A 14,699-nucleotide genomic window follows, 5' to 3' on the forward strand; every position below is an offset into this window, starting at 1 on the left:
AAAAATCAACACTGCCGCGCCCGTTTGTCCCAATCATAGGGAATGCATGGCAATCATGGCAACCCGGGGATGAAACGATGGCGACACTGATACACGATCTGATCTTTGAAACGGCGCAGCGCGCGCCCCACGCGCCGGCCCTGTCGTGGCAGGGCGAGGATATGGCCTATGCCGCGCTGGCCCAGTGCGTGCGCGACGCGGCCTGCACCTTGCTGGCCCTGGGCTTGCAGCGGGGCGCGCGCGTGGCCGTGTACCTGGAAAAACGCCCGGAAAACGTCAGCGCCATGTTTGGCGCGGCGGCGGCCGGCGGCGTGTTCGTGCCCGTCAATCCGCTGCTCAAGCCGGACCAGGTGGCGTACATCCTGGCCGATTGCAACGTGGCCATCCTCGTCACCTCGCGCGAACGCCTGGCCCAGCTGGGCCCCGCGCTGGCCGCCTGTCCGGACTTGCAGACGGTGCTGCTGGCGGGTGAAGGAAATGGGGAAGCGAGCCTGGGCAAGCTGCGCGTGCTGCCGTGGAGCGGCATGCCCGCCGCCGCAAGCGCTTCCCCGCCGATGCCGCACGCGGCGATCGACGCGGACATGGCGGCCATCCTGTACACCTCGGGCAGCACGGGGCGGCCGAAAGGCGTGGTGCTGTCGCATCGCAACCTGCTGGCCGGCGCGCTCAGCGTGTCGGGCTATCTGCGCAACACGCCGCAAGACCGCATCCTGTGCGTCTTGCCGCTCAGTTTTGATTACGGCCTGAGCCAGCTGACGACGGCGTTTGCCAGCGGCGCCTGCGCTGTGCTGATGAATTATCTGTTGCTGCGCGATATCGTCGAAGCCGTGGAACAGGAAGCGATCACGGGCCTGGCCGCTGTGCCGCCCCTGTGGGTGCAGCTGTCGCAGCTGAGCTGGCCCTTGTCCACGCCTTTGCGCTACATCACCAATTCGGGCGGCGTGATGCAGCGTTCCACGCTCGACCGGCTGCGCCAGTCGCTGCCGCGCACGCAGGTCTACCTGATGTATGGCTTGACGGAAGCATTCCGTTCCACCTACCTGGCGCCGGAACAGCTGGAGCGGCGTCCCGATTCCATCGGGCAAGCGATCCCCAATGCGGAAGTGCTGGTGCTGCGGCCCGACGGCAGCGTCTGCGAGGCCGACGAGCCGGGCGAACTCGTGCACCGCGGCGCGCTGGTGGCGCTCGGCTACTGGAATGATGCGGCGCGCACGGCCGAGCGCTTCAAGCCGCTGCCGCCGCAGGCGACCGGCCTGGTGCTGCCGGAACTGGCCGTCTGGTCGGGCGACACGGTGCGCCGCGATGCGGACGGCTATCTGTATTTTGTCGGGCGCGGCGATGACATGATCAAGACGTCCGGCTACCGGGTCAGCCCGGCCGAGATCGAGGAGGTCGCGTATGCGAGCGGCCTGGTGGGCGAGGCGGCCGCGCTGGGCCTGCCCCATGCCGTGCTGGGCCAGGCCATCGCCTTGCTCGTCACACCCGCGCCCGGCGTCGAATTGCTGCGCGACAGCGTGCTGGCTGCCTGCCGCGCACGCTTGCCCAGTTATATGGTGCCCCAGTGGATAGAAATCCGCGACGGCGTGTTGCCGCGCAACCCGAACGGCAAGATCGACCGCCCCTTGCTGGCCAGGGAGCTGGCGCGCGCCTATGCGGTCCAATCAGGAGATGCGGCATGAACGGTCCCGGCCTCAAAAACTTGAAGCGCGACGTGAAGCGGGCGGACAGCCAGGAGTTGCCATCGCACGCGCCCCTGGGCCAGTTTGCCGTGGCTGGCGACATGCTGCAGGTGGGCGGCATGTCCTTGCGCCAACTGGCGCAGCGCGTGGGCAGCACGCCGTTCTATGCGTATGAACGCGCGCACATCACGCGCCGCATGGCGCAATTGCGTGCTGCCTTGCCGTCCGGCGTGCTCGTGCATTACGCCATGAAGGCCAATCCCATGCCGGCCGTGGTGCAGTGGCTGGCGGGCCTGGTCGACGGCATCGACGTGGCGTCGGGCGGCGAACTGGCGACGGCGCTCGATACGCCCATGGCGCCGGAACGCATCAGTTTTGCGGGACCGGGCAAGAGCGATGGCGAACTGGCGCGGGCCGTGGCCGCAGGCGTGCTGATCAACGTGGAGTCGGGCGCCCAGCTGGAACGCCTGGCCTTGGCCGGTGAGCGGCTGGGCTTGACAGCCAGGGTGGCCGTGCGCGTCAATCCCGATTTCGCGCTGCGCCGCACGGGCATGCGCATGGGCGGCGGTGCGCAGCCGTTTGGCGTCGATGCGGCCCTGGTGCCGGCGCTGCTGGCCCGCATCGGCCAGCTGGGACTCGATTTTCACGGTTTTCACCTGTATGCGGGTTCGCAGAACCTGTCGGCCGCCGCCCTGGCCGAAGCGCAGGCGCTCGGTGTGCAGCTGGCCCTGCAGCTGGCCGACAGCGCGCCGTCGCCCTTGCGCACCCTGAATATCGGCGGCGGATTCGGCGTGCCGTATTTTCCCGGCGACCAGGCCCTGGACCTGGCGCCCGTGGCCGCAGGCTTGCAGCGGCAACTGGAGCTGCTGGACCAGGCGGCGCCCGGCGCGCGCCTGAACCTGGAACTGGGCCGCTATCTGGTGGCCGAGGCGGGTCTGTATGTGTGCAAGGTGATCGAACGCAAAGTGTCGCATGGACAAGTCTTTCTCGTGACGGATGGCGGCTTGCACCACCACCTGGCCGCCTCGGGCAATTTTGGCCAGCTGATCCGCAAGAATTACCCGGTCGCCATCGGCAACCGCCTGCACGGCGGGCCGCGCGAAGTGGCGTCCGTCGTGGGCCCCTTGTGCACGCCGCTGGACTTGCTGGCCGACCAGATGGAGATGGCGCGCGCCGAGGAGGGCGACCTCGTGGTGGTGTTCCAGTCGGGCGCGTATGGCTTGACGGCCAGCCCGACGGCGTTTCTCGGCCATCCGCTGCCGGCCGAGGTGCTCGTATGAGCGGCCTGTGCGGTTGGCTGGCAGCAGCCGGCACGCTCGCGGGCGGGGCTGGCGGCACGGCCGCCGTGGAGGCGGGCGGTGCCGTGCCGGGGCCGTGCGCTGGCCCGGGCGGCGGCGGGTTGCCCAATGGTGCGGCACAGGCCGCGCTGGCCAGCATGGCGGCGCCCCTGTCGCGTTTCGATGGCGCGCCGCTGGCCGCCAGTCTCGGCGAAGTGGGCGGCGTGGCCGTGGCCGCCATTGATGGCAGCCGCCATGTGCACCAGCAGGATGGCTTGCAGGTGGCCATCTGGGGCCGGCCCGTGCTCGACGGTTCGGCCGACGACGTGGCGTGCCGCCTCGCTTCCCTGTGGCTGAGCCGGGGCGTGGCCGCCTGCGCCAGCCTGTCGGGACCATTCTCACTGGCCATCCTCGACGCCTTTTCCGGCTCGGCCCTGCTGGCCGTGGACCGTGCGGGCATGCATCCGCTCAGCTATGTGAGCAATGCGCAGGGCCTGTTCTTCGCGTCTTCGCACGACGCCTTGCTGGCCCATCCGTCCGTGCGGGGTGCGCTCGATCCGCAAGCGCTGTATCACTACCTGTACTTCCACATGGTGCCAGGCCCGGCCACGGCTTACCTGGGCCAGCAGCGTCTGCTGCCCGGCGAATACCTGCATGTGCGCGGCGGCAAGCAATGCAAGGGCAGCTACTGGCAGCTGGCCTTCCGGGAACCGGCAGCGGCGCGCGCATCGTTTGCCGCCAACAAGCAGGAATTCCTGCGCCTGCTGCGCCTGGCCGTGGAAAGCAGCCTGGGGGCGGATGGGGCCGACACGGGCGCGTTTCTCAGCGGCGGCACGGACAGTTCCACCCTGGCCGCCATCATGGGCCAAGTGACGGGCCGCCCCGCGCGCACGTATTCGATCGGCTTCGACGTGCCCGGCTATGACGAAATGGCGTATGCGCGCCTGGCCGCCAGCCATGCGGGCAGCATCCACCATGAACGCTACGTGACGCCGGGCGACGTGCTGGCCGCCATTCCCGCCATGGCGGCCATCTTCGACCAGCCTTTCGGCAATGCCTCGGTCATTCCCGCCTTTTACTGCGCGCAGATGGCGCGCGAGGATGGCGTGACGCGCCTGCTGGGCGGCGACGGCGGCGACGAATTGTTTGGTGGCAATGAGCGCTATGCGCACCAGGCCTTGCTGTCGCAGTACGAGCGCGTGCCCGTGATCTTGCGCCAGGCCATCATCGAGCCGCTGCTGTTCCGTGTGCGCACGGGCAAGCCGTGGCGGCTGGGCGACAAGGCGCGCCGCTACATCGAGCAGGCGAGCCTGCCGCTGCCGGCCCGCCTCGACAGCTACAACCTGCTGCTGCGCCATGGCCACCGCGCGGTGCTGGAAGCGGGCTTCATCGACACCATCGATCCGGGCATGGCGCCCGGCTGCATGAATGGCGCGTACTGGGAGCGGCAAGGCCAGGGCTTGAGCCAGATCAATGAATTGCTGGCGCTGGACATGCGCTTCACCCTGGCCGACAACGACCTGTTCAAGGTACGCAAGGCGTGCGAGCTGGCCGGCGTGGAAGCGGCCTTTCCCTTCCTGCACGATGCAATGGTGGCGTTTGCCACGGGCCTGGCGCCGCGGGACAAGCTCGACGGCATGCGGCTGCGGCCTTTCTTCAAGCGGGCGCTGGCGGATATCCTGCCGCCCGCCATCGTGCGCAAGAAAAAGCACGGCTTCGGCTTGCCCTTCGGCCTGTGGCTGCACAGCCATGCGCCGCTGCGCGAGTTTGCGTTCGATAACCTGACGCAGCTGCGGGGGCGGGGCATCGTGCGGCCCGCCTTCATCGACGATTTGCAGGGACGCTTGCTGGCGGAACACCCGGCCTACCACGGCACCATGGTGTGGCTGCTGCTGATGCTGGAACAGTGGCTCAGCCAGCATCCGGGCGCGCTGGGTGCGCTTGCCGGCGGTTTTGCCGCATGCGCCACAGAAACGCCAGGCGTCCTCGATCCCACGGCGTAAAACGGGGCAGCTGCAGCAGGTCCAGCCCCGCGCCGGGGCGCGCCACGCCCCAGTCCGTGGCCACGGCCGCCTTGAAACCGAGGCGCCTGACCATCGCCACGTGGCGCGCGCCATAATCGCGTCCGGCCTTGCCGTTCGGATACGCAAACAGGGTGACGGGCGCCTGGATCAGGCTTTCCAGCTGGCGCTTGCCGTTGGCAATGTCGAGCTGCGCGGCCCGCTCCGGCAAGGTGGACAGGATAGGGTGGCTGGCCGTGTGCGCGCCGACGCCCATGCCCGCCGCCTGCAGCTGGCGCAGCTGCGCCGTGCTCAGCATGGTTCCCGGGCCCGAAGTGGCGCCCGCCTGCCGGCGGATCTGCATGGCCATCTGCTGGCGCCGGGCGAACGGCAGGTATTTGAGCTGGCCCAGCAAGGTGGTGATGGCCGCCTGCCGCTGCGCCAGGCTGGCGATGGCCAGGCTGCCCAGGCCGTGTTCGCGCAGGTCCAGCACGGGGCCGGCCGCGTGGCGCACGGCGTCGATCACCGTGTCGTTCCACATCTGCCCGCCGTCCAGGTAGCCCGTGGCGATAAAGAAGGTGGCGTGCAAGCCATGGCGCTGCAGCAGGGGCAGGGCCACCTGCGCGTTGTCCGCATAGCCGTCGTCGAAGGTGATGCAGGCGGCGCGCGGCGGCAGGCTGCCATCCTGCAGCCGCTGCACGGCCTGGGCCAGCGGCAGCGGCGCATAAAAACGCTGGATAAGCCGCAGCTGGCGCTCGAACAGGCGCGCCTCGACTTCATGGGGAAACAGGGGATCGGGCCGGGCCAGCACGCGGTGGTAGATCAGGATGGACAAGGTGGCCGTCATGGCTGCTCCGCGATGGCGGCTGCGGGCTTGGCCTGGCGGGCGGAGGGCGTGGCCGCCCGCACCTGCCGCTCGACGACGATGCGCGTGGCGATCAGGGCTGCCATCAGGTAATACGGCATGTCGAAATACAGCAGGCTGAGGAAGGCGCCGCCCACGGCAAAACCGATCAGGCTGGCCTGGCTCATGGTGGCCAGGCCGTGCGCCCAGCGCAGTTCGGGCTTGCTCCGCGTGCGGCGGATGATGACGGCGGCCGTGCGCCACGTGGCGATGCCCAGCGCCAGGTAAAGGACGAGACCGACGAAGCCGTGTTCGCCCAGCGCCTGGAAATAAATGCTGTGCGCCGCGTGCACATCCATCGGGTTCGGCGCGTAGCGGGCAAAGATGCTGGCATCGGAAACGTCGAAGCCGCCGCCCAGGAAGCGGTCGCGCGCCAGGTTCCATGCCATGCGCCAGGCGTTCAGGCGGCCCATGGCGGAGACATCGTCTTCGTAGGTATTGATGGTGTCCATGCGTTCGGCCCAGCGCTCGGGCATGAAGGCCAGCAGCAGGGGCGTGACGGCCGCCAGCAGCGCGCCCAGCACCAGCTTGCGGTCGCTTTTCAGCCACATGAACAGGCCCATGGCGGCAATGGCCAGCAGGGCGCCGCGCGAATACGAGCCCAGCGCGGACAGCGCCGACAGCAGCATGGCCGCGGACAAGCCGCGGCGCACCCAGCGCTTGTCCGAGTTTTGCTGCAGGTAATACATGAGGGGGATGGTGATGATCAGGGCCAGGGCCAGCGCATTGTTGTCGCCAATAAACGTTTCCTCCGGCCCCCAGACCCGCTCCGTGCCGCCGCTGCGGATGGTAAAGATGCCGCCTTTCACGCCGTAATAGCCGAGCGAGCCCACCAGCACCCATATGAGGCGCACGATGTCGCGCTGCGTGCGTATCACCATCATGATCACAAAGCTCATCAGCATGATCTTCATGACCTTGTTCCACTGCACCCACGACGATTCCGGCAGCAGGGCAAACGCGGCCGTGACATTCATCCACGCGACGAACAGCAGCAGCAGCACGCTGATGGGCGTGAGGGGCAGGCTTTTCGGTTCGCGCGTCATCAAGAGGCCGACCATGGTGGCGATGGCGATGATGAAGGCAAACGGCATGTGGGTGGCAAAGCCCCAGGCTTGCGTGTGCGGATTCATGACGCTGACCCAGACCCACATCAGGCCGCCGGTGGCCGGCGACTTCAGGATGAAGGGCAGCGAACCCAGGATGATGACGGTGATCACGATGTCGCGCATGACGGGGGACGCTCCTGGTTTAGCCTGCATGGTATTGATGCCTGTCAACGGGCTGGCGGTCAGGCTCAGTACACTGGGTCAACACTGTCGAGTGTTGGTGAAACTGTCAATTAGTTTTGTCATGGTAAGACCAAGGAGGCATGTCCTTGTTGACCGTTCTCATGGCGACCTACAATGGCGCCGACACCTTGCCCCAGGTATTGCGCGCCTACATGGGCTTGCATCCGCCCGCGGGGGGCTGGCGCCTGGTCATTGCCGACAATGGCAGCACCGACGCGACGGCGCAGGTGATCGCCGCCTTCCGCGGCCGCCTGCCTTTGAGTTCGGTCTACGTGGCGCGGCGGGGCCGCAGTCCCGCCCTCAACGGCGCCGTCGAGTACGCCTTGCGCCGTAGCGGCGATGGCAGCGAGCTGTTCGTCTTTGGCGACGACGACGCCATGCCCGCGCCCGACTGGCTGTGCCGCCTGCAGGCGTGCGCGCGCAGCCACCCCGGCCATGCGCTGTTCGGCGGCGCCATCGTGCCTGCCTGGCGGGAACAGCCCGCGGACTGGCTGCTGCGCCTGACGCCGGTAGGCTTGACGTGGGGCATCACCAGCCCCGGCCTGCGCGACGGCCCCGTGTATCCGGGCCTCGTGTGGGGCGCCAACATGGCCATCCGCCGCCGCATCTTCGAGGCGGGCGCCCGCTATGACGAAAGCATCGGCCCCCAGGGGCCCAGCTATGCGATGGGCAGCGAAACCAAGCTGAACCTGGATATGTATCGGTCCGGCAACCCTTCATGGTTCTGTCCGCAGGCCAGGGTGGCGCACATCATCCGCGTGAAGCAGGTGCAGCGCGACTGGATTTTGCGGCGTTCCTTCCTGTTTGGCCGGGGCCAGTGCCGGCTGGTGGTGCCGGCGCCCAGCGTGGAATGGCTGGGCGTGCCCCGCTGGATGCTGGGCCGCTACCTGCGCGACGGCGTGGCCGCCCTGCGCGCCTGGCTGCGGGGCGACCGCGAAACGCTGTTCCTGCGCAGCTGGGAAATGGCTTCGCTGCACGGCTATTTCTATGAGGCATGGCGTGGGCGGCGCAAACGCTTGCCGCGCGTCCTCATCACCAGTTATTCCGGCGAGCTGGGCGGCATGGAGCTGCGCATGGCGCAGGAAGCGCACATGCTGGACAAGGCCGGCTTCGACAGCGTGCTGGCGCTGCGCCGCTTTCCCGGCTCTGCCGCGTGGACGCAGGGCTTGCGCCAGCAGAAACTGCAGGTGGAAGTGTATGAACCGCCCCTGTTCGTCGAGCATTGGGCATGGCGGCGCTGGAATCTGCTGCGCGCCAGGATCACGGGCGCCTGGCGGCTGCGGCGGCTGCGGCCCGACCTGGTGCACGTGGCATTTTGCTGGACCACCTATGGCGCTTCCATCCTGTGGCTGGCGCGGCAGTGCCGCCTGCCGGCCGTCATCAGCGTGCACAATGCGTTTCCCCTGGAACCGTTCAGCGGCTGGCAGCGGCCCCGGCTGCAGGAAGCGTTCCGCGCCGTGAAGGGCGTGTATGCCGTGTCGCCGTCGGCCATGCGGCATTTCCTCGACCTGTACCGGGGCATGCTGGCGCCGCAGACGCGGCTGGCCGTGATACCGAACGGCGTCGATACGGACGCCTTCATCGTGTCGCCCGAACGGCGGCGGCTGGCGCGCCAGCAACTGGGACTGCCACCGGACGCCCTGGTGATCGGTTCCGTGGCGCGCCTGTCCGCGCAAAAGCGGCCGCAGGCCTTGCTGGCCATGTTCATCCGTTTGGCCAGGCAATTCCCCCGCCTGTATCTGGTGCTGGCGGGCACGGGACCGCTGGAAGCGATGCTGCGCGAGCAGGTACAGGCGGCACGATTGCAGGAGCGCGTGCTGCTGACGGGATTTCAGCCCCGCATCGAACTGCTGATGCCCGCCTTCGACCTGCATCTGCTGCTGAGCAAGAACGAAGGCTTCGGCATCGCCACCATCGAGGCGATGGCGTGCGGCGTGCCGGCCGTGGGCACCGACGTGCCCGGCACCAGCGATATCCTGCGGGGCAGCGGCGGGGGCCTGCTGCTGCCGCTCGACGACGAAGACGCGGCGTGCCGGGCCGTGGCGGACCTGCTGCGCGACCCGGCGCGGCGCCGGCGCATGGGACGGCAAGCCCGTCTGGAGGCGGAGCAGCACTATTCCATGCAACGGCTGGAACGGCAGCTGCGCCAGTTCTATGCCGGCCTCGTGTAGCGCCAGGAGCCGCCCCGCATGAATGCCACGCGCCATTCCTTCTTCTTTTCCTTTGCCGAAAAATACACGGTGCTACTGCTGAGTATTGTTGCCACGATGATCCTGTCGCGCCTGCTGACGCCGGCCGAGGTGGGCGTGTATTCGCTGGGTGCCGTGCTGGTGGCCATGGCCCAGGTGGTGCGCGATTTCGGCGTGGGCCAGTACCTGATCCAGGAAAAGACCCTGACGACGGAAAAACTGCGCGCCGCCCTGGCCACCAGCCTCGTGGTCGCCTGGCTGCTGGCGGCGCTGGTGCTGGCCGCCAGCGGCCCGCTTGCGCGTTTCTACGCGGAACCGCGCCTGCAATTGGTGCTGCAACTGTTGTCGATCAACTTCCTGCTGATACCGTTCAGCGCGCTGACCTTGCCCCTGCTGCGGCGGCAATTGCGCTTTCGCGCCATCTATGCGATCAACGCGGCCAACAGCGTCACCAATTTGCTGGTGGGCGTGGGCATGGCGCTGCTTGGCCACAGTTACATGAGCCTGGTGGCGGCCGTGCTGGCCGGCTCCATGGCGTCGTTGCTGACCAGCCTGGTCGTGCGTCCCCGCGAACTGCCATGGCTGCCGGGACGGCGCGGCGTCAGGGCCATCGTCTCCTTTGGCGCGTATGCGACGGGGGGCGGGCTGGTGGACGAGGCGGGCGTGGTGGCGCCGGATCTCGTCATCGGCAAGATGATCGATATCGAAAGCCTGGCCCTGTTCGGCAAGACGCAAAGCATGCTGAGCATTTTCAACCAGGCCATCACCAGTGCCATCTCGCCCGTGGTGTTTCCCCTGTTTGCGGCGCGCGACCGCGAGGAGGGCGGGGCGGGGCCCGTGTACGTGCGCACGGTCAGCTATATGACGGCGCTGGCCTGGCCCTTTTTCCTGTTTCTCGCCTGCATGGCCTTGCCCCTGGTCAAAGTGTTGTATGGGCCGCAATGGAGCGCTTGTACGCCCTTGATACGCATCATGTGCCTGTCCTCGGCCGTGTATAGCATATTCAGCATGGCCCGCTACCTGTTCGTGGCGACGGGCCGGATGCGCGTGCAGGCGGGGCTCGATGCCTGGGCGGGCGGCCTGAAGGTGGCGGCGCTGCTGCTGGCGGCGCCGTTCGGGCTGGTGGCCGTGGCCTGGGCCGTGGTGTTCAGCACCCTGTTGCGCAGTTGGCTGATCTACCGCTGCCTGCGGCGCTTCAGCAGTCTCGACTGGCGCGTGCTGCTGCCCACCTTGCGCAAGAGCCTGGCCCTGTGCGCGATCAGCAGTCCGCCGCCGCTGTGCATGCTGCTGTGGATGCCTGCAGACATGCCGCATGCGATCCCGCTGCTGGCGCTGGCAGGCACGGCGCTGGCGACCTTGCTGTGCTGGATAGGAGGGATTTTCCTGTTGAAACATGAAATCGCCGCCGAGTTTGTTTTAGTGCAACGCAAGCTGCTGGGCCGCTGGCTGGCCGTCAAATCGCTGCACTGACGGCTTTCAGGGGCGCGGAGGCAAGAAAGGGTGACCATGCGTGTCGGTATCTTGTCCTATCCCATGCTGTTTCAGCGCGACGGCGGCTTGCAGGTCCAGGTGCGCGAAACCCTGGCCGCCCTGAACCGGCTGCCGGCGAACCGGGCGCGGCCCCTGACCGTGCAGCTGGTGGACGCCAACCATGAACGGCTGGCCGATTTCGACGTGCTGCACGTGTTTTCGGCCAGCAATGGCACCTACCGCATCGTGGAAACGGCCAGCGAGCTGGGCGTGCCCGTGGTGCTGTCGCCGCTGCTGGCGCCCAGCTGGAACCGGGGTAGTGGCTGGCGCGCCCGGCTGGCCGACCGGCTGGCGGGGCGCCTGACGGAATGGATGGTGCAGACGAGCTACGCGCAGACGCGGCGCGCCCTGCATCTGGCCAAGCTCGTCATCGCCCTGGGCGAGGCCGAGCGCGACGCCCTCGTGCATGGTTTCGGCCTGGCGAGCGAGGCGATCCACGTGCTGCCGAACGGGATCAACCCGCATTTCTTTACGGCCAATGGCGATCTGTTCCTGCGCGAGACGGGCATCGCGGGGCCGTTCGTGCTGATGGTGGGTAGCATTTCACCGTATAAAAACCAGCTGGGCCTGGCCCAGGCGCTGCTGGGGGCGGGCCTGCCCCTGGTGCTGATCGGCGCCGCGCCGCGCGAACAGCAGGCCTACCTGCAGCAGTTGCTGGACTTGCCGCACGTCAGCTGGCTGGGCGCACTCGACCACGCCGACCCGCTGCTGGCCAGCGCCTACCATGCGGCGGCCGTGGCAGCCTTGCCCAGCCAGGGCGAGGTGTTTCCCCTGAGCGTACTGGAAGCGCTGGCGGCCGGCACACCCGTCGTCATGACGGCGCAAAGCGCGCTGGACTTGCCCGATTCCGCGTTTGCGCTGCGCAAGGTGCGCTGGGACGACGGCGCCGCGCAGCGCCAGGCCATTCTCGAACTGCTGGCGCTGCCGCCCGAGCGTGCCCGCGTGCGGGCGCTGGTGGAACGTTTTACGTGGGAACGGGTAGCGGCCCGGATCGCCGATTGCTACCACCAGGTGCACACGCTGGCGGAACGGAGGACCCATGCTGTTTAATTCCTTTGCCTTCCTGTTTGCCTACCTGCCCATCGTGCTGGCCGGTTATTTCCTGCTGGACCGCCGGATTGCCCCGCGCAACGGGGGCGCCGCGTCCGCCGCCAGCTGGCGCCGCCTGGCGCCCGCCGTGTGGCTGGCGGGCGCTTCGCTGTTCTTCTATGCCTGGTGGGACGTGCGCTACCTGCCGCTGCTGCTGGCGTCCATCTGCGTCAACTACGGCGCCGGGCGATTGATGGGCGCCAGCGCGGGTGCGGCCCGCAAGCGCGTGCTGGCGGCGGCGCTGGCGCTGAACCTGGGCTTGCTCGCGTACTACAAGTATGCGAATTTCTTCATCGACAGCGTGAATGCCGTCGCCGGACTGGCTGGCGCTGGCAGCCAGCCGTGGCACGGCCTCGACATCATCTTGCCGATCGGTATCTCGTTTTTCACATTCACGCAAATCGCCTTCCTCGTCGATTGCTACCGGGGCGAGGTGCGCGAGTACCGCTTCATCCACTACGTGCTGTTCGTCAGCTATTTCCCCCACCTGATCGCCGGGCCCGTGCTGCACCACCGCGACATGATGCCCCAGTTCGCGGACCCGGCCAACGCCCACCCGCGCGCGGCCAATTTTGCCGTGGGCCTGTCGATCTTCACCATCGGCCTGGCCAAGAAGGTGCTGATCGCCGACAACCTGTCGCCGCTGGCCATTCCCGTCTTCGCGGCCGGCGCCGAACCGACCCTGATCGAAGCGTGGATCGGCGTGCTGGCCTATACCTTCCAGCTGTACTTCGACTTTTCTGGCTATTCGGACATGGCCATCGGCCTGTCGCGCCTGTTTGGCGTGAAATTGCCGCTGAACTTCAACTCGCCGTACAAGGCGGCCAATATCGCGGACTTCTGGCGCCGCTGGCACATGACCTTGTCGCGTTTCCTGCGCGACTATTTATATATTCCCTTGGGCGGCAGCCGCCATGGCGGGGCCATGCGCTACCGCAACCTGATGCTGACCATGCTGCTGGGCGGCCTGTGGCATGGCGCGGGCTGGACCTTCGTCATCTGGGGCGGCTTGCACGGCCTGTACCTGGTGCTGCAGCAGGCGTGGCAGCGCGCGTTCGGCGCGGCGCCGGGGTACCGATGGCTGCGCTGGTGGCCGATGTGGTGGTCAAGTCTGCTGACCTTTCTTGCCGTCATGCTGGCTTGGATCTTCTTCCGCGCGCCCGACGTGGCCACGGCCTGCGATATCGCGGGCGCGCTGGTGGGGGCGAACGGCGTGAGCCTGCCGCGGGGCCTGGCCAGCCATGGCGCCAGCCTGGCGCAGTGGGGCTTGCATCCGGCCTTCGGCGGCATCCGCTGGATCGAACTGGCGGGGCCCGGCTTGCCCGTGCTGCTGGGCGCCATGCTGCTGGCCTTCCGGGCCCCGAATACGCAAGAAATATTCTTTCTCTACGAGCCTGCCATTGAACGCATATTTCAACCGCAAGGACGCTGGGCCTTCCGCTGGCGGCCCTCGCGCCGCTGGAGCGTGGGCATGGCCGCGCTGTTCGTCGCCTGCGTCTTCGGCATGAACCGGGTCACCGAGTTTCTCTATTTCCAGTTCTGACGATGGACATCGCCGCCCGCCGCTACCTCGTCAGCTTTCTCGCCTGCGCCTTCCTCGTGCTGGGCTCCGTCTCGTTCCTGAATTACCAGGTCGATCCCTATTTGCTGCACCAGTGGGACAGTCCCTTGGTGCAGCGTCCGCGCCAGCTCAATGAAAAGCTCGGCGCCTGGGCCAAGACGTATGCCGTGGCGCGCTACCGGCCGGCCGTCATCTACATCGGCAATTCGCGTACGGAAATGGGCTTGCCGACGGGGGTACGCGCCTTGTTCGGTGGCAAGAGCATCTTCAACAGCGCCGTGTCGGGCGCCTCGCTCGGCGACGCCATCCGCCTGGCCGAGCATGCGGCCAGGGTCAGCCCCGTCGAAACCATGGTGTGGGGCATCGACGCGCCCACTTTTTCCCTGAAGATGGGGGCGGCGCGCGTGGAAGACAGCCTGACGGGCGCCCGGCACGGCTTTTTCGCCCAGCGCGCCTTGGTCAACCTGAAGCGGGGCCTGACCCTGGACATGACGGAGGACAGCGTGCGCATCCTCACCGGACATGCGGGCGACGTGTGCCGCTCCAACCTGGCCGCGTACGGGCAGCGCGACGAAACGTGCACCGTCAAGGGCATGCGCCACTGGCTGGGCACAAGCGATGCCATCCCCGTGCGGTTGCAGGAATTTGGCGATGGCCAGGGGCCCACGCCGCCATCGACGCTCGCGCTCGACGCCAGCATCGGCAAGCTGTGTCGGGGCGGCCTGCGCCTGCGCCTGTACATCAACCCTACGCACGCGCTGACCTTGTACGCGCTGTACTGGCGCGGCAAGTGGGATGCCATGCAGGCGTGGCAGCGCGGCCTGGTGCAGCTCGTCGAGCGCCACCGCCGCCAGGGCTGCGACGTGCGCCTGCACGATTTCTCCGGCTTCAACAGCATCACGACGGAAGCGACCCCGCTCGTCAGCGGCAAGCCCGACATGCATTACTACTGGGAAGTATCGCATTACCGGGACAATGTGGGCCGCCTGATCCTGGCGCGCCTGTTCGGCGGCACTACGCTGCCGCCGGCCGATTTCGGCGTGGAGCTGACGCCAGCCAATGTCGGCGCCCATCAGGCGGCCATGCGCGCGGCGCGCGAGCGCTACCGCGTGGAACACGCGCGCGAAGCTGCCTATACGCAGCGGGTGCTGGACGGGCCGCTGATCAGGCGGTGAAGG

10 protein-coding genes are annotated in these 14,699 nt (G+C 67.7%); 8 read left to right on the forward strand and 2 right to left on the reverse strand.

Annotated elements, in window-relative coordinates:
* Positions 1–77 precede the first annotated feature (77 nt).
* From VPH41_RS09625 to VPH41_RS09635, 3 genes are read left to right on the forward strand one after another with little or no spacing between them, the layout of a single operon-like run.
* On the forward strand, positions 78–1,679 hold the full coding sequence (locus VPH41_RS09625; protein WP_328569802.1) for an acyl-CoA ligase (AMP-forming), exosortase A system-associated: 1,602 nt from the start codon (positions 78–80) through the stop codon (positions 1,677–1,679).
* Positions 1,676–2,959, forward strand: a complete 1,284-nt coding sequence (locus VPH41_RS09630) for a pyridoxal-dependent decarboxylase, exosortase A system-associated (protein WP_442906247.1) — start codon at positions 1,676–1,678, stop codon at positions 2,957–2,959. Before VPH41_RS09625 ends, VPH41_RS09630 begins: the two co-directional genes overlap by 4 nt.
* Complete coding sequence (locus VPH41_RS09635; protein WP_328569803.1) at positions 2,956–4,959, forward strand: asparagine synthetase B family protein; 2,004 nt, start codon at positions 2,956–2,958, stop codon at positions 4,957–4,959. Before VPH41_RS09630 ends, VPH41_RS09635 begins: the two co-directional genes overlap by 4 nt.
* Here VPH41_RS09635 and VPH41_RS09640 read toward each other — a convergent pair.
* The gene (locus tag VPH41_RS09640) at positions 4,868–5,803 is read right to left on the reverse strand and encodes a polysaccharide deacetylase family protein (protein ID WP_328569804.1); all 936 of its coding nucleotides are present in this window, start codon (positions 5,801–5,803) and stop codon (positions 4,868–4,870) included. The two genes, VPH41_RS09635 and VPH41_RS09640, sit on opposite strands and share 92 nt — an antisense overlap.
* Positions 5,800–7,092, reverse strand: a complete 1,293-nt coding sequence (locus VPH41_RS09645) for a putative O-glycosylation ligase, exosortase A system-associated (protein WP_328569805.1) — start codon at positions 7,090–7,092, stop codon at positions 5,800–5,802. The genes VPH41_RS09640 and VPH41_RS09645 overlap by 4 nt, the downstream gene beginning before the upstream one ends.
* Before the next feature lie 146 nt (positions 7,093–7,238).
* On the opposite strand from VPH41_RS09645, the gene VPH41_RS09650 reads away from it, so the two are divergent.
* From VPH41_RS09650 to VPH41_RS09670, 5 genes are read left to right on the forward strand one after another with little or no spacing between them, the layout of a single operon-like run.
* Complete coding sequence (locus VPH41_RS09650) at positions 7,239–9,323, forward strand: glycosyltransferase (protein ID WP_328569806.1); 2,085 nt, start codon at positions 7,239–7,241, stop codon at positions 9,321–9,323.
* 18 nt (positions 9,324–9,341) lie between these two features.
* Entirely contained in the window at positions 9,342–10,811 is a 1,470-nt protein-coding gene (locus VPH41_RS09655; protein ID WP_328569807.1) for a lipopolysaccharide biosynthesis protein, read from the forward strand.
* A gap of 36 nt (positions 10,812–10,847) precedes the next feature.
* The gene (locus tag VPH41_RS09660; protein ID WP_328569808.1) at positions 10,848–11,921 is read left to right on the forward strand and encodes a glycosyltransferase family 4 protein; all 1,074 of its coding nucleotides are present in this window, start codon (positions 10,848–10,850) and stop codon (positions 11,919–11,921) included.
* On the forward strand, positions 11,911–13,503 hold the full coding sequence (locus VPH41_RS09665; protein WP_328569809.1) for an MBOAT family O-acyltransferase: 1,593 nt from the start codon (positions 11,911–11,913) through the stop codon (positions 13,501–13,503). Before VPH41_RS09660 ends, VPH41_RS09665 begins: the two co-directional genes overlap by 11 nt.
* A gap of 2 nt (positions 13,504–13,505) precedes the next feature.
* Positions 13,506–14,696 carry a hypothetical protein gene (locus VPH41_RS09670; RefSeq protein ID WP_328569810.1) on the forward strand — a complete coding sequence of 397 codons (1,191 nt, stop codon included), beginning with the start codon at positions 13,506–13,508 and terminating at the stop codon, positions 14,694–14,696.
* Positions 14,697–14,699: the final 3 nt, after the last annotated feature.

The organism is Janthinobacterium sp. P210006, assembly GCF_036231885.1.
Lineage (GTDB): Bacteria > Pseudomonadota > Gammaproteobacteria > Burkholderiales > Burkholderiaceae_D > Janthinobacterium > Janthinobacterium violaceinigrum.